This window comes from bacterium, from assembly GCA_021158245.1.
Lineage (GTDB): Bacteria > Zhuqueibacterota > QNDG01 > QNDG01 > QNDG01 > QNDG01.
In genome coordinates, this window is the sequence record JAGGVB010000145.1 from 1 (window position 1) to 19,626 (window position 19,626).

18 protein-coding genes are annotated in these 19,626 nt (G+C 35.9%); 8 read left to right on the plus strand and 10 right to left on the minus strand.

Annotated features, from left to right (window positions below; genetic code table 11):
* Positions 1 to 122: 122 nt before the first annotated feature.
* From J7K93_07680 to J7K93_07715, 8 genes are all read left to right on the plus strand, one after another.
* Positions 123 to 401, plus strand: a complete 279-nt coding sequence (locus tag J7K93_07680; protein ID MCD6116878.1) for a hypothetical protein — start codon at positions 123 to 125, stop codon at positions 399 to 401.
* Positions 402 to 482: 81 nt separating this feature from the next.
* On the plus strand, positions 483 to 782 hold the full coding sequence (locus J7K93_07685) for a cell division protein ZapA (GenBank protein MCD6116879.1): 300 nt from the start codon (positions 483 to 485) through the stop codon (positions 780 to 782).
* Positions 783 to 885: 103 nt separating this feature from the next.
* On the plus strand, positions 886 to 2,448 hold the full coding sequence (gene rny / locus J7K93_07690; protein ID MCD6116880.1) for a ribonuclease Y: 1,563 nt from the start codon (positions 886 to 888) through the stop codon (positions 2,446 to 2,448).
* Between the two features lie 33 nt (positions 2,449 to 2,481).
* A complete protein-coding gene (locus J7K93_07695; GenBank protein ID MCD6116881.1) occupies positions 2,482 to 3,282 on the plus strand; it encodes a TIGR00282 family metallophosphoesterase in 801 nt (266 codons plus the stop codon).
* Positions 3,283 to 3,295: 13 nt separating this feature from the next.
* The gene (gene folD, locus J7K93_07700) at positions 3,296 to 4,192 is read left to right on the plus strand and encodes a bifunctional methylenetetrahydrofolate dehydrogenase/methenyltetrahydrofolate cyclohydrolase FolD (protein ID MCD6116882.1); all 897 of its coding nucleotides are present in this window, start codon (positions 3,296 to 3,298) and stop codon (positions 4,190 to 4,192) included.
* Positions 4,189 to 5,916, plus strand: coding sequence for a proline--tRNA ligase (locus J7K93_07705; protein ID MCD6116883.1), 1,728 nt, complete (start codon positions 4,189 to 4,191; stop codon positions 5,914 to 5,916). Before folD ends, J7K93_07705 begins: the two co-directional genes overlap by 4 nt.
* A 12-nt stretch (positions 5,917 to 5,928) precedes the next feature.
* Entirely contained in the window at positions 5,929 to 7,314 is a 1,386-nt protein-coding gene (locus J7K93_07710) for a tetratricopeptide repeat protein (GenBank protein MCD6116884.1), read from the plus strand.
* A gap of 1 nt (position 7,315) precedes the next feature.
* Entirely contained in the window at positions 7,316 to 8,662 is a 1,347-nt protein-coding gene (locus J7K93_07715; protein MCD6116885.1) for a DUF4147 domain-containing protein, read from the plus strand.
* A 94-nt stretch (positions 8,663 to 8,756) separates the two neighbouring features.
* On the opposite strand, the gene J7K93_07720 is transcribed toward J7K93_07715, so the two are convergent.
* From J7K93_07720 to guaA, 10 genes are all read right to left on the minus strand, one after another.
* Positions 8,757 to 9,725, minus strand: a complete 969-nt coding sequence (locus J7K93_07720; GenBank protein ID MCD6116886.1) for a serine protease — start codon at positions 9,723 to 9,725, stop codon at positions 8,757 to 8,759.
* A complete protein-coding gene (locus tag J7K93_07725) occupies positions 9,726 to 10,286 on the minus strand; it encodes a zf-HC2 domain-containing protein (GenBank protein ID MCD6116887.1) in 561 nt (186 codons plus the stop codon).
* A 12-nt stretch (positions 10,287 to 10,298) separates the two neighbouring features.
* Positions 10,299 to 10,862 (minus strand): sigma-70 family RNA polymerase sigma factor, encoded by a 564-nt coding sequence (locus tag J7K93_07730; GenBank protein ID MCD6116888.1) that lies wholly within the window; start codon positions 10,860 to 10,862, stop codon positions 10,299 to 10,301.
* An 81-nt stretch (positions 10,863 to 10,943) separates the two neighbouring features.
* Positions 10,944 to 11,969 (minus strand): DNA polymerase III subunit delta, encoded by a 1,026-nt coding sequence (gene holA, locus J7K93_07735; protein MCD6116889.1) that lies wholly within the window; start codon positions 11,967 to 11,969, stop codon positions 10,944 to 10,946.
* 14 nt (positions 11,970 to 11,983) lie between these two features.
* Positions 11,984 to 12,787, minus strand: coding sequence for an undecaprenyl-diphosphate phosphatase (locus J7K93_07740; protein MCD6116890.1), 804 nt, complete (start codon positions 12,785 to 12,787; stop codon positions 11,984 to 11,986).
* Between the two features lie 108 nt (positions 12,788 to 12,895).
* Positions 12,896 to 13,423: an acyloxyacyl hydrolase gene (locus J7K93_07745; protein MCD6116891.1), complete on the minus strand. Its 528-nt coding sequence runs from the start codon at positions 13,421 to 13,423 to the stop codon at positions 12,896 to 12,898.
* A gap of 39 nt (positions 13,424 to 13,462) precedes the next feature.
* Entirely contained in the window at positions 13,463 to 14,209 is a 747-nt protein-coding gene (pgeF, locus tag J7K93_07750) for a peptidoglycan editing factor PgeF (GenBank protein MCD6116892.1), read from the minus strand.
* 3 nt (positions 14,210 to 14,212) lie between these two features.
* Positions 14,213 to 16,063: a penicillin-binding protein activator gene (locus J7K93_07755; protein MCD6116893.1), complete on the minus strand. Its 1,851-nt coding sequence runs from the start codon at positions 16,061 to 16,063 to the stop codon at positions 14,213 to 14,215.
* A gap of 22 nt (positions 16,064 to 16,085) precedes the next feature.
* A complete protein-coding gene (glmS, locus tag J7K93_07760; protein ID MCD6116894.1) occupies positions 16,086 to 17,915 on the minus strand; it encodes a glutamine--fructose-6-phosphate transaminase (isomerizing) in 1,830 nt (609 codons plus the stop codon).
* 27 nt (positions 17,916 to 17,942) lie between these two features.
* Positions 17,943 to 19,478 (minus strand): glutamine-hydrolyzing GMP synthase, encoded by a 1,536-nt coding sequence (gene guaA, locus J7K93_07765; protein MCD6116895.1) that lies wholly within the window; start codon positions 19,476 to 19,478, stop codon positions 17,943 to 17,945.
* Positions 19,479 to 19,626: the final 148 nt, after the last annotated feature.

The window sequence follows — 19,626 nt, forward strand, 5'->3', positions numbered from 1 at the left end:
GAGAAAAGAACGCTCAGGGAGCAGGAAATAGACCCGATATTCAGGGGAATAATTAATTATATTGAGGATAAGTTTTCTGCCTCGTTACGCTCAATATAAGTGTTAAACATAAGGGCAATATTATGGATGATAGCAATATTGATATACTTGAGGAAAAATTAAACAAAATTATTTCAGTTATTAATAATCTGAAAGAGGAGAATCGTAAATTACAGGCTAATGTTAATGAGCTCAAGAACTCTCTTCATGAAAAGGACGAGATTATTGTAAGGCTTCAGCAGGAACGTGAGAATGTTTTAAGCATTCAACATGAGATAGAATCGTATAAGACAAAACATGACAGAGTCAGGTCGAAAGTTGACCAGCTTTTGTTAAAGCTGAAAGAAATAGATGACGTTTAATGGTTGATGGCATCAGGAGGCCACCGTATTGACAGTTAGAGGGATATTATTAAAATATTTATAACCTGCAGGAACGCTTAAATGTGTTCGGATAAAAATGTATTAAAAGTAAGAATATATGGTGCTGAATATACAGTACGTGGTTCAGCTGATGAAAAGTACATGAAAAAGGTTTCAGAGTATGTAAATCAGAAAATGATGGAGATAGACAGGACTACACGTATTGACTCTTCGCTTAAAGTTGCAATACTTGCATCTTTAAATATTACGGACGAATTGTTGAAATTGCGGCAGGAAAATGAAATTATCCGAGCAGAATTGATTGAAAAAATTGAGCGTTTAAATAAAATTATTGATCGGGAAATACTCGAGAAAGTTTGAAATTAACATCCCCGCAGGATAGAAATCCCTTTAACACTCGGAATTTATTCCGTTGTAGTGTTGCCTTCTATATCCGGGGATTTTTTAATAGAATGGAGGTATTATGGATATTGAACTGGTTATATTAATTTCCTCTGGAGTTGGCCTTTTAATGTTTTTCCTTGGCTGGGTTGTAAGTACCAAAATTGGCCAGGGCAAAGTAGCCAATGCAGAGAAATTAGCTGAAAAAATAGTATCCGAAGCTGAAAAAGAAGCTTCAGCACTTAAAAATCAAAAAATACTTGAAGCAAAAGAGGAGTGGTACAAACAGAAACAAACTTTTGAAAAGGAAACTTTTCAGCAACGTCAGGAAATTGACAGACAGAAAAGAAAGATTGAAAAACGTACCATTGAACAGGATAGAAGGCTTGAGCACCTTAACAGGAGAGAAGGTGAAATAAAAAGCCTTGAACAAAGCGTTAAAGCCCGTACTGTAAATCTGGCAAGAAAACAGGAAGAGCTTGATAAAATTATTGACAAACAGAATAAAAGGCTTGAAAAAATATCAGGAATGTCGAATGAGGAGGCACTTCGCGAACTGAAGGAAAACCTTCTTTCAAAGGCAAAACAAGAAGCCGCCCAAATGATCAAGGAGATTAAAGATCAGGCACGTCTCAGTGCAAATAAAGAGGCAAAAGAAGTTGTTATCTCTGCAATTCAGCGTACTGCTGCTGATCATTCCGTTGAAACTACAGTAAGTGTTGTTCATCTTCCAAACGACGAAATGAAGGGTAGAATAATTGGCCGTGAAGGAAGAAATATTCGATCTTTTGAAACAGCAACAGGAATAGATGTTATTGTTGATGATACACCGGAAGCTGTTATTCTTTCCGGATTTGATCCATACAGGCGTGAAATAGCCAAACGGGCGCTTGAAAAGCTAATTACAGACGGAAGGATTCATCCGGGGAGAATTGAAGAAGTTGTAGAAAAGGCACGCTCTGAACTTGAAGAACATTTAGTGGAACTCGGAGAACAGGCAATGCTGCAGACAGGAGTGCACGGGCTTCATCCGGAGCTTGTACGGCTGCTTGGTAAACTTAATTATAGAACAAGTTACGGCCAGAATGTACTACAGCATAATATTGAAGTAGCACATCTTTCCGGATTAATGGCTGTCGAACTGGGGCTTGATGCAGTGGTTGCAAAACGTGCAGGCCTTCTGCATGATATTGGGAAAGCAATTGACATGGATGTTGAGGGTACGCATTTTCAATTAGGAGCAGACCTCGCAAAAAAATACGGTGAAGGCCCGATTGTACAAAATGCTATTGCTTCCCATCATGGCGAAATAGAGATGATATCACCGATATCTGCTCTTGTTCAGGCAGCAGACGCAATATCAGGTTCACGCCCGGGAGCAAGAAGAGAAACTCTTGAAGGATACATCAAAAGGTTAGAGAAACTTGAAGGTATAGCAGAATCATTTCAGGGTGTACAAAAAACCTATGCAATTCAGGCAGGAAGAGAAATAAGGGTACTTGTTCAGCCGGATAAAATGAATGATGCTCTTGCAGACCAGCTTGCAACTGATATTGCTGAAAAAATCCAGTCTGAAATGGAGTACCCAGGACAGATTAAAGTAACTGTAATAAGAGAGTACCGTGCAGTTGATTATGCAAAATAAGAAGGATAATATAACTTGAATAATTCCAGCAGGATAAATATCCTGTTTATTGCGGATGTTGTAGGTTCCGAAGGGTTTGATGCAGTATCATCTCTCATTCAGAAAGTTAAAAATGCTAATGATATAAATTTTACCGTGTTAAACGGTGAAAATTCAGCATCAGGCAAAGGATTAACAGGAAAGATTGCAGAAGATTATTTCTCCCTTGGTGTTGATGTAATTACAAGCGGAAACCATATCTGGAATAAACGGCAGATATATTCTTTACTGGATTCTAATAAAGATATTCTAAGGCCGTCGAATTATGCTGAAAGCTGCCCGGGGCATGGTACAAGAATCAAAGAAACGGCAAATGGAATTCAAATTGCTGTAATAAACCTGCAGGGCAGAAGTTTCATGTATCCGATTGACTGCCCTTTTCAGAAAGCTATGCAGGAAATTGCAATTTTAAAGAAGAGCGGAGTTAAAATAATTTTCATTGATTTTCATGCAGAAGCTACAGCCGAAAAAATGGCATTGGCATGGTATCTTGACGGAAAAGTCAGCGCAGTTGTAGGTACGCATACCCATGTACAAACTGCTGATGAAAGAGTTTTACCTTCAGGAACTGCCTATATTTCCGATGCAGGTATGACAGGATCTTTTAATTCTGTCATAGGTATGGATAAAGAAACTGCAATTAGCAGATTTTTAACACAAATGCCTGTTTATTATAAAGGTGCTCATGGAAATTCAAAATTCTGCGGAGTTGTCGTATCTGTGGATGCATCAACAGGAAGAGCATTTTCAATTAAACGAATTCAGCTTGATATGGATAAACACTCGACTGATTAAAAGGATGTTTGTTATGGCACTAATTCTTGACGGAAAACATATATCAAAAATTGTAAAAGCTGAAGTGGCAAAGGAAGTATCGGATTTAAAAAATAAAGATATTTTTCCGAAGCTTGCCGTCATACTTGTAGGTAATAATGCAGCATCTCAAATTTATGTTAGAAGTAAAGAGAGAGCATGTAAAAAAGCAGGAATTATTTCAGATACCATTACCTTTTCTTCCGATATCTCCGAAAATGAGCTGAAAACAAAAATTATTGAACTGAATAATGACAAATCTGTTCACGGTATTCTTGTTCAGCTTCCATTACCCGCAGGATTTAACGAAGAAAGTGTTATAGAAACAATTTCTCCTCAAAAGGATGTTGATGGATTCCATCCGATCAATTTTGGCAGGCTTTCTGCAGGAATAACTGAAAATCTTTTTGTTCCGGCAACACCTGCCGGAGTAATTGAACTTTTAAAAAGATACGACATTAGTACCGCAGGGTTAAATGTGGTAATAGTCGGAAGAAGCTCAATAGTAGGCAAACCTCTTGGAATGCTTTTTTTAAGAAGGGGTAATCTCGGAGACGCAACAGTTACCATTGCTCATTCGAAATCTGAGGATTTAAAAAATATTACAAAAAATGCTGATATTTTAATTGCTGCGACAGGCAGGCCTAATCTTATTACAAAAGATATGATTAAGAAAGGAGCTGTCGTAATAGATGTCGGAATCAATCGAGTCCCTGACAAAAATTCAGAAAAAGGATATAAAATTACAGGTGATGTAGATTTTGAATCCGTTTCACAAAAAGCATCTGCAATTACACCTGTTCCGGGAGGAGTGGGCCCTATGACGATTGCAATGCTTTTAAAGAATACTATTTACGCTGCAAAAATGTTAAATAAAAGGAGTAAGCGGTGAGATTATCGCAGGCATACATACCCACACAAAAAGAGATCCCCTCAGATGCTGTAATTCCAAGCCACCAGTTAATGCTTCGTGCAGGGTTTGTAAAACCTCTTGCTGCAGGGATATATTCTATCCTTCCTATTGGCTGGAAAATAATGAAAAAAATTATGGAAATTATACGCCATGAGATGGATAGTATCGGAGCTCAGGAACTTCACCTGCCTGCATTAAACCCAATTGAATTGTGGAATGAAAGCGGAAGGAACGAAAATTTCGGAGACGAAATGTTCCGTTTAAAAGACAGAAAGGGAAGAGAGCTCGCACTTGCTCCGACACATGAAGAAATCATTTGTGATCTTGCCAGAAAATATATACGATCATATAAAGATCTGCCTCAAATCTGGTATCAGATTCAAACAAAATTCCGCGATGAACCCAGGCCCCGCTCAGGTGTTATGCGTACGAGGCAATTTACAATGAAAGATTCTTATTCTATGGATGCAGATCCTGAAGGGATGAAGAAATCATACGATCTGCATGCAGAAGCTTATAAAAAGATTTTCAGTAGATGTGGTATAAAATTCCATATTGTTGGAGCTTCTTCTGGTTTGATGGGGGGGAGGGCTTCACAGGAATTTATGATGGAATCTGAACACGGTGAAGATTTAATTGTACTCTGTGATAAATGTGGTTATGCTACCAATATGGAAGTAGCTGTTTCAAACGCTGAAGATGTGCAGATATCAAAATCATTCGATTCTTTGACTGAAATCCATACACCTGATAAAAAAACAATTCAGGAAGTTTCATCATTTCTAAATATCAAACCTTACGAGTTAATTAAATCTATTGTATATATTAAAAATAAAAATGAACCTGTTATTGCATTGATACGCGGTGATCATGAAATTAACGAAGAAAAACTGTCATTTTACCTTGAAGCTCCAATAAGGCCGGCACATTCTGAAGAAGTGAAAAATATTTGCGGGGCTGAAGTCGGATTTATCGGGCCCATAGGCCTTAAAGATAAAAACAGCATTATTATTGCGGATAATGCTTTAAAAAATATGAAAAATCTTATTGCCGGAGCTAATAAAGAAAATTATCATCTCGGCGGTATTAATGTTGAAAATGATTTAAAGAATGCAGCCTTTTTTGATATAAGGAATGTTGTTCAGGGAGATACTTGTAAAACCTGCGGTTCGCCTTTACGTATTACAAATGCAATTGAGCTGGGCCATATCTTTCAACTCGGTACACGTTATGCATCTGCTATGAAAACTACATTCCTTGATTCATCAGGCAAAGAAAATCCTGTTTACATGGGAAGTTACGGTATAGGAGTTGAAAGGCTTACAGCATCAATTATTGAGCAGAATCATGACGCAAAAGGAATGGTTTGGGAACCATTTCTCACACCTTTCCATGTTCATATTATTCCTATTAACGTTAGTAATGAAGAAATTGTTAAGGAATCGGAAGCCATTTATTCTTTGTGTACAGCCAATTCAATTGATGCATTGATTGACGACAGAAATGTTTCTCCTGGTTTTAAATTCAAGGATGCTGATCTTCTCGGTATGCCAATTCAGATAATAGTCGGTAAAAAATGGATTGAAGAAAACAAAATTGAATTTAAAATAAGGAAAACAGGAGAAACATTTCTTATTGACAGCTCCAATATAATCGATAAAATCAAAACATTGCTGTCAATTAACGGAGCGTCGGCAGAATAAAGGAGTAGTGATATGGGTTCAAGAAAAAAATCTAAAATCATTACGGTTTCGATAAATATTTCCGATATTAAATTAAACAAAGGCCTTTTAAACCTGCCGGACAATTTAACAGATCCTAAAGGGTTACGCGATCACCTTCTTGCTATTTTTAAGCCTTCTTCCGGAATCATGGAGGGTTTTGTTGATGGAAGACAGGTTGTTATCCAATGGTATCCGGTTGAAGTAAATGAACAAGCTGAGAAATTAAGCAGGATCGCATCAAAACTTTTACGAGAAAAGGATTTCAATAAAGCTTCTCAAATACTTGAAAAAGCATTGGTTATAAATAACAATGATGTTGAATATCTCTACAAATTGGGACTCATATTTTTCGGACAAAAACAGTATGAACAAACTATTTTGTATCTGAAAAAAGCCATAAATATCTGCCCGATTCATTTCAGAGCTAATTTATTAACAGGCATTACTCTCATAAAACTCCGCAAAGTAGAATCTGCTGAAAAATATTTTTTGCTCAGTAATATTTTTAATAAAACCAGTGTTTTGCCATATTTAAATCTTGGTGCAATATTTACTATTAAGAAAGAATACACTAAGGCAATAAATATGTTTAACGGCTGTATTGATCTTGCACCTAATGAAAGCCGTGCATATCTTGGATTGGCAAGAATTTATACTATGTTAAATGATATTGACTCGGCAAATTTAAACTTTAAAAAGGTCATTGAATTATCTCCGGGATCAAAGATTGCTGAACTTGCACAAAGATCAATTAAAGTTTCAGGCAAAAGCTTAAATTCTTCTGATAACGATAAAAATTTAAAAACCCAAAAAACTGCAGAAGAACAACCTCTGTCAGTAGGAGTTCACCAATTTCTGACTCATAACTACTCAGGATCATTAAACCAGTTTAAGAATTACCTTAACAGGCATCCTCTTGATCATTTTGTGTGGTATCTTCTTGGCGAAACACAGCTCAGAACCGGTAATTTTGAAGGTGCAGTAATAAGTTTTAGAAAAGCTATAAATCTTTATAAAAAAAGAGGGCTTTATTTTAAGGGAGTGGGGATATCTTTTTATTATCAAAATAAATATCCTGAAGCTGCAGATGCTTTAAAACATGCAATACAACTTGGGAAAAATGATTCATTATGTTTTACACTGCTTGGTGTTTGTAATGTATATTTGAACAGAATCGATGAGTCCGAAATGATTTTCAAGCAGGCTTTACAAAAAAATCCCAATAATCCATTAGCGATTTATTTCTCTTCGCAAAATAAAATAAAGAGGGGAGAGACAAAAGAGGCTTACAAGGATCTTAAAAAAGTCATTAATTTTCAATACCACATACCTTTGAAAACTAATGTAAAAAAACTTATACAATCAATTCAGATTTAAAATGAAGCAGTTAATCAGAATTTCTAAAGTTGCTGAAAATCCTTCAAATGTAAACAATATTGTTTCTATACTGAATAGTGCTCTTGATTCAGCGGATCCTTTTGATCTTTCGGGAAAGTCAATAGATATTAGAGGTAAAAAACTTGAAATCAGAGACGTTTACGGAAAATTATCATCATTTGATCTTTCCAAATTTAATAAAATTATACTCATTGGTATTGGAAAAGCTTGTGCTCCAATTGCAAAACATCTCGAATTAATTTTAACAAATAAAATTTCAACCGGACTGCTTATTGTTAAATATGGATACAAAACCAATTTAAAATGCATAGAAATTAAAGAAGCAGGACATCCGATACCGGATAATAACGGATTACATGCAACAAACATAGTAACAAATTTATTAAAAAATGCCTCTAAAGATACTTTAATCCTGTTTATTGTAACAGGTGGAGGTTCTTCTTTGTTTGTGAGCCCGGAAAACGGCATAGATTTTAATGATCTGCAAACATTCAGCAACATCCTTTTAAAAAGCGGGCTTTCAATTCAGGAAATGAATATTTTAAGAACATCTGTGTCAAAAATAAAAGGCGGAAGATTATCCGAAATTGCATATCCTGCAACTGTTGTTTCTCTAATTGTTTCAGATGTCCCTGGAAATAATTTAGAGTCAATAGCTTCAGGGCCTACAATCTCTACAAATATAGAATACTCAGATTGCATTAACTTACTGAAATACAAAAAAATATACGAGATAATTCCTTCTTCAATAAAGAATTTTTACCTAAATAACAAAAATAAAATACGTAAAACCCGCACATTAAATTCATATAATATACTTTTAGGCTCAAACAGAATATGTTTGGAAAACGCCGGAAATGCTGCTGTAAAACTTGGCTATTTTACTCATATTCTCACAGATTCTCTATCAGGCCCAATTGAACATTGCGTGGATAAATTCACAGATATTTTAAAACAAAGTCAAAGATATCATAAACCTTTTTGTATTCTTAGTGGAGGTGAAACAGAAGTAGCTGTAAAAAAAGGAGGTAAAGGCGGAAGAAATCAGCATTTCGCATTACTCTTTGCGAGAGAAACATATAATATTGATATAAATAACAAAATTACATTTGCATCCCTTGGTACTGATGGTGGTGACGGAAAATGTGATGTTGCTGGTGCGGTCATTGATAGAGAAAAATTAAAAAAGACTGTTGAAAAAAAAGAAATTGAAAAATATTTGGAAAGATTTGATTCATATGGATTTTTCAAAAAATACGGGGGGCACATAATAACAGGGCCGACAAATACAAATTTCATGGACATTCAGGCTCTTCTTATTGACTAAACACTTCGCATAATAAATATTATGTTTACTTTAGAATGGCTGTTCGCATTATTACTTTTTAATTTGCTGATCTCCTCCTCCCCCCTGCATATAATTAATTTTTTTCCCAGGGTGGTTTCCTCATTTTAACAATTCTATTTATTTTCATTTTCCCTTTTTTTATAGTAAAAATAACTTTATCATTTGGTTTTGCATCTTTAATCATATTTGTCATATGCCTGATATTTATAATGCTTAATCCCTGAAATTCAATTAAAGTGTCTCCTTTTGATATTCCGGCTTCCTCAAATGGACCTTTTGGTGCAGCATCAACAACAAGCACACCTTTGCCGTAATCCTTTCCTATAAGATTTGTGACAGAAACTCCTGCCCAGCTTTCATTATTTTTTAAATTATTTATAATTTTCATAAAAATATCATTGATTTTTCTGCAGCTTATCGCAAATCCTTCGTTTTTTAATGACAGCAGGGGATCGTTGATTTTACGTATATTCCCAATCAACATACCTACGAGAGTTCCATTGTAATTAATTACCGGGCTCCCGCTGTTGCCGGGCGGAAAGATTGCATTGTCAATTTTAATTATTCCTGAGTTATCATCATACCCTGTAAATTTTGCAATTGTCAGAGAAGGAAACACACCGAGTGAATTTCCTATAATAAATAGTTTGTCATTCCTGTTGATTTTAATATTTCTTGATAATGGAATTGGCGTTAAATTATTATAGTTAATGTAAAGTATCGCTATCTTTTGATCATAGTTAAAATAAATTTTCCATGCTTTTTTTCTAAAACCGTTATTAAGCTGTACTGTTATGCTATCACTTCCCGAAATAATCGAAGCCTGTGTAACGATAAAGCCATCATTATCATATACAAAACCTGTACCGATCTTTTCAATTACTACATTATTTTTCCTATGATAGGCGTGTATACTCACAACTGAATTAGAAATCTTTTTTAAGATATTTTCCGTAACAATTTGGCTGTTAGTATCTAATGTCCCTGCTGCAAGCGTATTTGCTAAAAAATAGATCAGAAATATATTTGCTTTTCTTATCATTTAAAAACTTACCGGAGTTAATCGTACTCTTATTTGATCTGTATTTTTTAATGATTTCAAACTATCTGATAAATTTTTATCAAGATTTTTTATTTTGCTATTATTTGCTGCGCTACTCTCCTCTACTCCATATTGATCAATAACATACTGCACATTAGACCCGTTTGTTATTTTTTTCTGTTCTTGTATTAATTTTTCTGTAGATGCAATATTTTTACCGCTATTAAATAAATTAATATCATTTATGGAAAGCCAGCCTATCACAATAAACAATAAACCGGTTGCAAAAGCAGGTACAAGAAACTTTGTTTTGATAGAAGGCTGTTTTTGCCTTGCGAGTTCTCTTCTAAGCCGTTCTCTTAAAAGTATATTAAAGTTCTCGGAAACACCGGGCCTTGGCAATTCATTTAATATCTGCTTCATTTTTTTTACGCGATTTGAGAAAGCCAAACAATCCTCACAAACTTTAAAATGATTATTAAGCCTTATTTTATCATCTTCACTGATAATGTCATCATAAAAATCATAGATTAACTTTTGATATTCACGACACTGATTCAAGGCAATTCTCCTTTATTCCATTAAAAACCTTAGTTTGTTTTGCAGCCGGCTTCTTCCGCGATTTACACGTGATTTGACTGTACCTATTGGTATCTTAAGAATATCACTTATTTCCTCATAAGAAAGCTGTTCAATGTCTCTCAAAATAACAACTTCTTTAAATCTTGCAGGCAGTTTATCAATCTCGCCTTTTATGAATTTCATTTCCATATTGTTTTCTACAATTTTATCCGGCTGACTTAAAGAGTCCGGTATTTCAAAATCTTTGTCTTCATACCCGATCTTTGATAAAGAAAGTACGCGTTTACGTTTTCTTTTTCTCAATTCGGTTTTAGCGAGATTACTGGCAATTGTATATATCCATGTAGAGAACTTTGCTACTTTACGGTACATTTCCTTTTTTTTGTACAAACGAATAAACGTTTCCTGTACAACATCTTCTGCATCAAGCCTGTTACCCAAATAATAGTAAATAAAATTAGTTAAGGGCTCTTTATATCGCTGTACAATTAATTCGAATGCATATAACTCCCCATTCTGGAATCGTTCAATCAGCTCTTCATCATCAGGTCTGATTTGATTAGCCCTTTCTTCTTTCCCATTTTCCTTTTTATCTAACAATTGTTCTCCTGAAAAGTTCCGTAAAATATTATTTTTTTAAAGCGGGACATCTTCTCCTCTTATAATTCCATTAATTGCGAGGATAATTATAGTCTGTTTATCGTATCTACCGGTTTTTAAAGCTATATCAGCTTTTAAAAGAGTATCTATTATTTTAATGAGGTTGTTTTTTGTAAATGATGATGCCTGCACAAAACACCTTTTCATTAAAAACGGCCACATGGGAATAGATTTGCTTATCGTTTGGTTATTGGCTCCTTTTTCTTTTAAGGAACGAATCTTTAAAAGTACAAACGCCCTCTCACTTAGATTTGCAATTAAACCGACAGCCGAAGAATTGTTATTTTTAATGATATGATTAAAAATTTCAATAGATTTATCAATTTTTTTATTAAAAACCGATTCTGTTAATTCCCACACATTGTAATTTCTTGAATGCCCTACAACTCCGGCAATTTCGTTAACGCCAATCTTTTCCAGGTTCCCGGTAAACAGTAAAATCTTTTCAATTTCGTTTGATAAAGCCCATTGTGATGTTCCGGTTAGCTGTACGATAAATGATGCCCCTTCAGTACTTATTGTTTTTGATTCTTTCTTAAAACGTTTAATAACCCATGCCCTTGCCTCATTTTCATATAGCTGCGGACTTTCAAAACTTGAACATTTTTTTTTCAGTTTCTGATAGAATGAAGTTTTAATATTTATCTTACCGGCATTAAGGATAAGCACAGAAGATTCATTTGGATTATCAATGTACTGTTCAATCTTTTTTTTGCCCGAATTCGAAAGTTTTTGTATGTTCTTGACTAAAATCACCCGTTTTTCAGCCATCATAGGAAACGATGATGCAATTGAAACAATATCATCACCTGTAGTTTCTTCTCCGCTGAGTATGTCCCTATTAAAATCTTTTGTTTCTTCATTGATTACCGTATCAATAATTAATTTAGACATTTTCTCAATAAAATATGGCTCATCTCCATAAAAGAAATAAACAGGGCTGATAGCCCCCTTTTTTACTTCATTTTCAATCTTAACAATATCTTGAAATCGATTTCCCATTTTAATTTATTTCTCTATCTGAAAATTATAAAAGATGCAATTGAAAGCAGCAGTGTATAAATTGAAAAATACCAGAAATGGCCCTTACGCAAGAAACTATTCAATATTTTCAGGAAAAAATAACTAAATATAGCTGAAATAATTAAACTTAACAACATTGGGGCTAAATTTTCCGAAAAGAACAACAGGTTTGCGCTGTCCATTGCATCAATTAACACTCCGCCGAGAATTGCAGGAATGGCTAATGTGAACGAATAAAATGCAGCTTGTTCGCTGGATACACCGAGCAGCAGAAGTATTGCAATGGTTGAACCTGATCGTGAAACCCCAGGGAATAAAGCTATGCCCTGAAATAAGCCGACTAATAGAGGTAAATACAATCCTGCTTTTATCACATCAACAGTTTTCTTTGTTTTAAAAAAAGTTGTAATGAGAATGATTGTTGTAAATATATATGTAAATTTCAGTATTGAAGGATTATGAAATTCCTTATCAAGAGAATCTCCGAGTATTACATAAACCAATCCTGTAATAAAAGTTGATACAAGTATATAAATAACAAACTTCAATGATGGCCTGCCATTATCAGATTTTACAATTTCAGTATAACTATCTTTCACAAGATCAATCAATTTTTTTCTGTAAAAAATTAAAATAGCAATCAAACTGCCAAAATGTACAATAATATCAAAGGCAATTGGCATATCTTCAAAATGAAACAGGCCTTTTATGAATAACAGGTGCCCTGACGATGATACGGGCAGAAATTCAGTTGCAGCCTGAACAAAAGACATGAGATAAAGAATAATGTAGCTCATTAAAACTCCATACAGAATGAATAAAAAATGGAAGATAAATAGCTCCGATTTCAAAAAAAACCGGAGCTATTATGGAAATTAATCATTAACACGATGAAAATGTTTCATTTACAGCTCTGCGTCAATGCCTATGCTTGCAACCCATGGTGTGCCAGCTGCTGCACGTACCCACATTTTCGGAGATACCTGATAACGAATACCAGCCTGGCCGGCAAAAGAAACATAAGAGGCTGATGCGCTTCCCCATGTACCGGAATATGTACCATAATCGGATGCTTTTACGTAGACATATCCAAAACCAGCTCTGGCATAAGGATCTAATTTGGGATTATTCAGCTTGTAATGGAATGAAAGAAAAGCAAAAACCGGTACATAAGTGTATTTCCAACCATACTCCCCGCCACCCCAATAGCCGTAATCATATTTTCGAGTAGCATAACCGACTTCTACTCCACCTCCGACAATGCCAAGATCTTGAATATCTTTAAAAATCTTCTCGTAGCTTGCTGAAAAACCTAATCCATACCATGAACCGATAGCAACACCTGCGAATGATTTGCCTACCAAATTCTGGCTGAATGCTGAAGAATTAAGAAGCACAGCAAATAATACAGCCAACAAGGTGATTTTTTTCATTTTTCCTCCCGTTCTTAATTTAAAATTAACCGGCTTTTGCTATCTGAGCATCATTAAAGAAAGCATTCTGCCGGTTCTCCCATTATCCCTTCTATAGGAATAAAAAATATCTTTATTGCACGAAGTACATAATTCTGAATCTTCTATTTTTCCCTCATTCACACCAAAGTTTATAAGTTCATCTTTAACATATTCCGGTAAATTGAGATAATCATTATTAATATAGTAATCTGGAAAATAAGACGCAACATTTTCTTTGATTTTATAACAACACTGTCTTATGCAGGGCCCTATGAACGCATTAATATTTTCAAGATCGATATTAAAATTATCAATCATTATGTTAATTGCATTTTTTACAATACCCCCCACTGCGCCTCTCCATCCTGCGTGTATCAGGCCAATTAAATGTTCTTTTTCAGAATACAGGAAAAGAGGCATACAATCTGCTGTCTGTATTGAAAGGCATACGTTTCTTTTATTTGTTATAAGCCCGTCACAATCAGAGTACACTCCTCCATGTTCAGCAATTAAAACATTTGAAGAATGAATCTGCTTTGGTACAGCAATCACCCTATCTGAAATATTTAAAGAAGAAAAAAAGATATTTTTATTTATTCCAACAGCATTCGGAGCATCAATTGTATTTGTTCCGAGATTTAAACTCGAAAACTCTCCTTTGCTTACACCGCCTCTTCTTGTGCTTGTGCATAAAAGAACATTAGCATTATTGACCATACTCTTAAACTGCCAGATAAAAACATTTTCTTTTTTTTCGAAAAACAATATCTACTTAATCCTGTAAATTTTGCCGTCTCTATACTGAAGAATATGGACAAATGTGTTGACTCGATTTTTTGAAAATGATATATAACCCCCTATTCCCTCAAAACCCTTAATTTTTGCCAGTTTGTCTCTAATTGCACTGCGTCTTTCTGCAAAATCGCCGGCAACACCGAGTAGCATGGTAATGGAATCGTAACCGAGAATTTCAAGACGCCCCGGGGTTTTATGATATTTCAACCTGAAAGAATCCCTGAACTTATAAAACTTATAATTAGATGCTTCTGAAAAGTAGTCACTTGCAAATATAACCCCATTACAATAATTTCTGTTTTTATTAAGAATTTCTTCATCATACCAGAACGATCCTCCGAAAAGTTTCCCTCCTATATTGTAGAAAGAAACCTGAGGAATTATATATTGCAAATCATCAGTATAAACAGGAAGAAATACTCCATCAATAGTTGTAATCTTTAAATTCGTAGAATCAACAAGTGCCGGGATGTCCTTATTAACATGAATCACACCGTCAATAACAGGATTTTCTTCATAAAGATATTTAAATTTTTCATCAGGAACAATAAGAAGCAGAGAATCTTTTACCATCTCCTGCAGTCCTGATTTGCGGATATCGTTAAATTGAGATTTTAAATTTTCCGCCCCATTATAATACCACTGCTCGCTTAATATTTTTGCTCCTGATTCGATGGCACCGGAAATAAATGATTTCTGCATTGATCTTCCATAATCGTCTGCAGGAGTAATTGTCACGAAACGTTTAAGCCCGAGCCCGGAAACAGCATAATTTGCAAGAGCTTTGCCTTTAGTCGCTATGTCGCTGCTCAGCTGGAAAATATAATTACCGATCGAGGCTAATCCGTCTTTTGCAGAAGCGGGAATAAGAAGCGGTACTGACTCTTCCTGGCATACGGCAGCAACTGCAGCAGAAACATTGCTCTCCAGTTCTCCTATAATTGCTGAGACTTCAATATTGCCGCATAGCTCCTGAGCATCTTTTATTGAAGCAATAATATCACTTTTTGAATCTCTGACAACAAGTTCAACTGTTGCTCCATTTGTTTTATTATGTTTATCAATTCCGTATTTGATACCGTTTAATACAGACTGGCCTTCTGAGGATAATTGTCCGGAAAGAGGGAGAATAACACCTATTTTCAAAACACCCTTACCCATTTTATCCGCCTCTTTGTAAAGCTCTTCTATTTGGACAACATAAGAACCTCCTTTGTACGTATCAAGGTAGCGTTGAAGTATCTTTTTTGCGGCCTGATATTGACGGCTGTTAATATATCTTTTACTAAGCTGTATTGTTAATACTGCATTGCTTCTTTCTGTTTTGGTGTTTACTGCAAGTTCCTCCAAATCACTGTCGGAAACATAGTTATGCAATATTTCAAGTGAAAGTTTCGCAGCCTTCCTTCTAAGCTTCTCATCTCCTTTTAAATCAATTAAAGACAAAAGTTTTCCCACAGACTTAGAATATTCTCCTGTCTTAAAATATACATTTGCCTGGCCATATAAAGCATCATCCACATATTCACTTTTCGGATAAGAATACTCCAATTCGGAAAACATACTCAATGCTTTTCTGTATTTGCCGAGTTTGTAGAAAGATTTAGCTTCCATTAAAAGTGTTGACGTTCTTCTGTTGTGTGCAGGATAGATTCTGTCTAAAAGCTGAAACATTTTCAGGGCTTCTTTAAAATTATCTGCTCTGTATTCGGAAATTCCTCTTTTAAAAAGACTGTCAACTGCGCTATTCTGCTGTGCATTAGCTTTTGTTAGAGGAGATATTAAAAGACAGCTCATTAAGAGCAGTCCAAATGTATTTTTCATAACAATTCTCCTTTCGCCTGGCTTACTCAACTGTCACACTCTTTGCAAGATTCCTCGGCTGATCAACATCGCAGCCTTTAAGAACAGCTGTATGATAAGCGAGCAGCTGAAGCGGTATGACTGTTAAAACAGGTGTAAGATAATGGAGAGTTTCCGGAATTTCAACTGTATAATCCACTTTTTCAGACACCCTCTTATCACCTTTTGTTACAATTGCAATAACTTTCCCGCCGCGTGCTTTCACCTCTTCAATATTACTTATTATTTTATCATATATGGAATCCTGAACTGCAATAAAGACTACAGGCATATTTTCGTCAATTAGTGCGATAGGGCCGTGTTTCATCTCTGCAGCAGGATATCCTTCAGCATGAATATACGATATCTCTTTCATCTTTAATGCACCTTCAAGTGCTACAGGATAATTGAGGCCCCTTCCCAGGTAAAGGGCATTGGAATGATTAACAAAATATTCAGCTATTTGTTTAATTTTGCTGTCTTGATTAATCACTTCTTCTATTTTATCCGGAAGCTTTTTAAGAGCATTAACAATTTCAATACCTTCTTCAGCAGAAAGCCTTTTCATCCTTCCAAGGCTCAAAGCAATTAGTGCAAGGGAAATCACCTGTGAAGTAAATGCTTTTGTTGAGGCAACACCTATCTCAGGTCCTGCATGGGAATATACTCCTGCATCACTCTCTCTTGCTATTGTACTTCCGACAACATTACATAATCCGAGAGAAAGAGCCCCTTTTCTTTTAGCTTCTCTCAAAGCAGCAAGAGTATCCAGTGTCTCCCCTGACTGAGTTATAGCAAGAACAGTATCGCCTGATTGCAGTATGGGATCTCTGTACCTGAATTCAGACGCATATTCAACTTCCACAGGCACATTGGCAAGCTGTTCAATAAGATATTCGCCTATCAGTGCAGCGTGCCAGCTTGTGCCGCATCCTGTCAGGATAAATCTTTTACTTTTCCGTAATTTTTCCCAACAGCAATCAAGCCCGCCAAGGCGGGCACTTCCTTCATCCGTTAGAAGTCTTCCCCGCATTGTATCGCGTACAGTCTGGGGCTGCTCATTAATCTCTTTTATCATAAAATGGGGAAAACCGCTTTTTTGAATATGTGTCATATCAAACGGAAGTTTTTCAATACTTCTGACAATTGCATTATCGCTGCTGATGGTACGTATCTGATACCCGTTTCTGTCAATAATTGCAAGTTCATCATCTTCGAGAAAGATAACATCTCTTGTATGCTCCACAATTGCTGTACCGTCAGAGGCCACAAAAGTCTCTCCATTGCCGACACCGAGCACAAGAGGGCTTCCTCTTCTCGCTGCAATCATTTTATCAGGTTCTCTTGTAGATATGACAAGAAGCCCGAACGTCCCTTCCACAAGATGCAGAGCTTTCTGGGTAGCTTTTGCAAGATCGCCGTCATAAAGCATTTCAATAAGATGTGCAAGAACTTCAGTATCGGTATCTGTCTTAAAAACGTGCCCTTTTTCTTCAAGGCTTTTTTTAAGTTGTGAAAAATTTTCAACAATTCCGTTATGCACCAGAGTTATTGTTCCTGTACAGTCAGTATGTGGATGAGCATTGAGTGTTGAGGGCGCTCCATGTGTCGCCCATCTTGTATGTGCAATCCCGATACTTCCTTCAGGAGTTTCATTGCCTATCTCTTTTTCCAGCTCTTTGATTTTGCCCTGTTTTTTTCTGAGCCACAATTCATTATTACTTATAACTGCAATACCTGCAGAATCATACCCCCTGTACTCAAGCCGTTTCAATCCGTTTAACAATACCGGGAGTATCTGTTTATTGCCGATGTAGCCTACAATTCCACACATAAAATTAATCCTTATTTTTAAAAACTGTTATTCCCACTCAATTGTACTTGGAGGTTTTGAACTAATATCATATACGACTCTGTTAATACCATTTACTTCATTAATGATTCTGTTAGAGACCTTTGATAGAAGTTCAGGGGGAAGATGCGCCCAATCAGCAGTCATTCCGTCTCTGCTTATCACAGCTCTTAATGCGACAGTGTTTTCGTATGTTCTTTCATCGCCCATTACCCCGACAGTCCTAATTGGAAGCAGAACAGCGAGTGCCTGCCAAACTTTATCGTACCACCCTGAAGAATTAAGTTCATCAATAAAAATCAAATCTGCTTCTCTCAGGATTTTAAGCCGTTCTTTTGTAACCTCCCCTATTATTCTGATTGCAAGCCCAGGGCCAGGGAATGGATGTCTGTACAATATTTCTTTCGAAAGATTTAATACTTCCCCCACTTTTCTTACTTCATCCTTAAAAAGTTCCCTTAGGGGCTCTATAAGTTTTAATTTCATCTTATCAGGGAGTCCGCCTACATTGTGATGAGATTTGATTGTAGCAGAAGGCCCCCAGGTTGAGACACTTTCAATCACATCAGGATAAAGTGTTCCCTGAGCAAGAAAATCGATCTCTCCTATAGACTCCGCTTCTTTCTCAAAAACCTGTATAAATCTTTTCCCAATCGCCTTACGCTTTAATTCAGGGTCTGTTAAGCCTGACAGATCATTGAGAAAATCCTCCGAAGCATCAACAAAACGCAGGTTCCAGTTATTAAAAGCCTTGCGGACCTGTGCAGCTTCATTTTTTCTCAGAACACCATTATCAACAAAAACGGGAATTAATTGATCTCCGATTGCTTCTCTTATTAAACCGGCTGTAACAGCGGAATCTACTCCTCCGGAAAGGCCGCATACAACCTTGCCATCACCAACAGATTCCCGTATTCTTTCAATACTTTCTTTTACAAAAGCTTCAGGTGTCCATTTTCCTGAACAATTGCAAATATTATATGCAAAATTTTTCAGAATATCAATCCCTCTAGGTGTATGTGCAACTTCAGGATGGAATTGAATACCGTAAATACTTTTTTTGAAATTTGCAATGGCCCCTATAGGCGCATTTTCCGTATGGCCGATAATTTCAAAAGATTCAGGTATTGCCGTAAGATTATCTCCGTGGCTCATCCATACTTCAATCGGAGATTCAATATCCTTAAAAAGGTCTCTGTCATCGTCTATCATAAATTCAGCGCGGCCGTACTCCCTTCTATCTGCTCTTTCAACATCACCGTTAAAAAATTTTCCGATAAGCTGCAGTCCATAGCATATACCCAAAACAGGTATACCCAAATCGAATAAATTTTTATCCGGAATCGGAGCATCATCAGAGTAAACACTGCACGGCCCGCCTGATAGAATAAGGCCTTTTGCTTCTTTTTTTTGTATTTCATTCGCTGAAGTAGTAAAAGGGATTATTTCGCAATACACATTTAATTCTCTGACACGCCTTGCAATAAGCTGAGTGTATTGAGAACCAAAATCAAGTATTATTATCATTTCACTTGCAACAGACATTTACAATCTCCGATTTTTTATTTATTATGCAGTAACATCCCAACTTTTCACCGTTTCAATAGATTCATAATGCGTTAGGTCAAAATGTACGGGCGTGATTGAAATATATCCTGATTGCACGGCACTTTCATCAATTTCAATATTGCTC

Excerpts from the sequence above, each read along its gene's own strand:
- J7K93_07720 (MCD6116886.1), bottom strand. The coding sequence starts at position 9,725 with ATGATAAGAAAAGCAAATATATTTCTGATCTATTTTTTAGCAAATACG.
- J7K93_07740 (MCD6116890.1), bottom strand. The coding sequence starts at position 12,787 with ATGAGCTACATTATTCTTTATCTCATGTCTTTTGTTCAGGCTGCAACT.
- J7K93_07715 (MCD6116885.1), top strand. The coding sequence starts at position 7,316 with ATGAAGCAGTTAATCAGAATTTCTAAAGTTGCTGAAAATCCTTCAAAT.
- rny (MCD6116880.1), top strand. The coding sequence starts at position 886 with ATGGATATTGAACTGGTTATATTAATTTCCTCTGGAGTTGGCCTTTTA.
- J7K93_07755 (MCD6116893.1), bottom strand. The coding sequence starts at position 16,063 with ATGAAAAATACATTTGGACTGCTCTTAATGAGCTGTCTTTTAATATCT.
- J7K93_07680 (MCD6116878.1), top strand. The coding sequence starts at position 123 with ATGGATGATAGCAATATTGATATACTTGAGGAAAAATTAAACAAAATT.
- J7K93_07710 (MCD6116884.1), top strand. The coding sequence starts at position 5,929 with ATGGGTTCAAGAAAAAAATCTAAAATCATTACGGTTTCGATAAATATT.
- guaA (MCD6116895.1), bottom strand. The coding sequence starts at position 19,478 with ATGTCTGTTGCAAGTGAAATGATAATAATACTTGATTTTGGTTCTCAA.
- holA (MCD6116889.1), bottom strand. The coding sequence starts at position 11,969 with ATGGGAAATCGATTTCAAGATATTGTTAAGATTGAAAATGAAGTAAAA.
- folD (MCD6116882.1), top strand. The coding sequence starts at position 3,296 with ATGGCACTAATTCTTGACGGAAAACATATATCAAAAATTGTAAAAGCT.
- J7K93_07745 (MCD6116891.1), bottom strand. The coding sequence starts at position 13,423 with ATGAAAAAAATCACCTTGTTGGCTGTATTATTTGCTGTGCTTCTTAAT.
- glmS (MCD6116894.1), bottom strand. The coding sequence starts at position 17,915 with ATGTGTGGAATTGTAGGCTACATCGGCAATAAACAGATACTCCCGGTA.
- J7K93_07685 (MCD6116879.1), top strand. The coding sequence starts at position 483 with ATGTGTTCGGATAAAAATGTATTAAAAGTAAGAATATATGGTGCTGAA.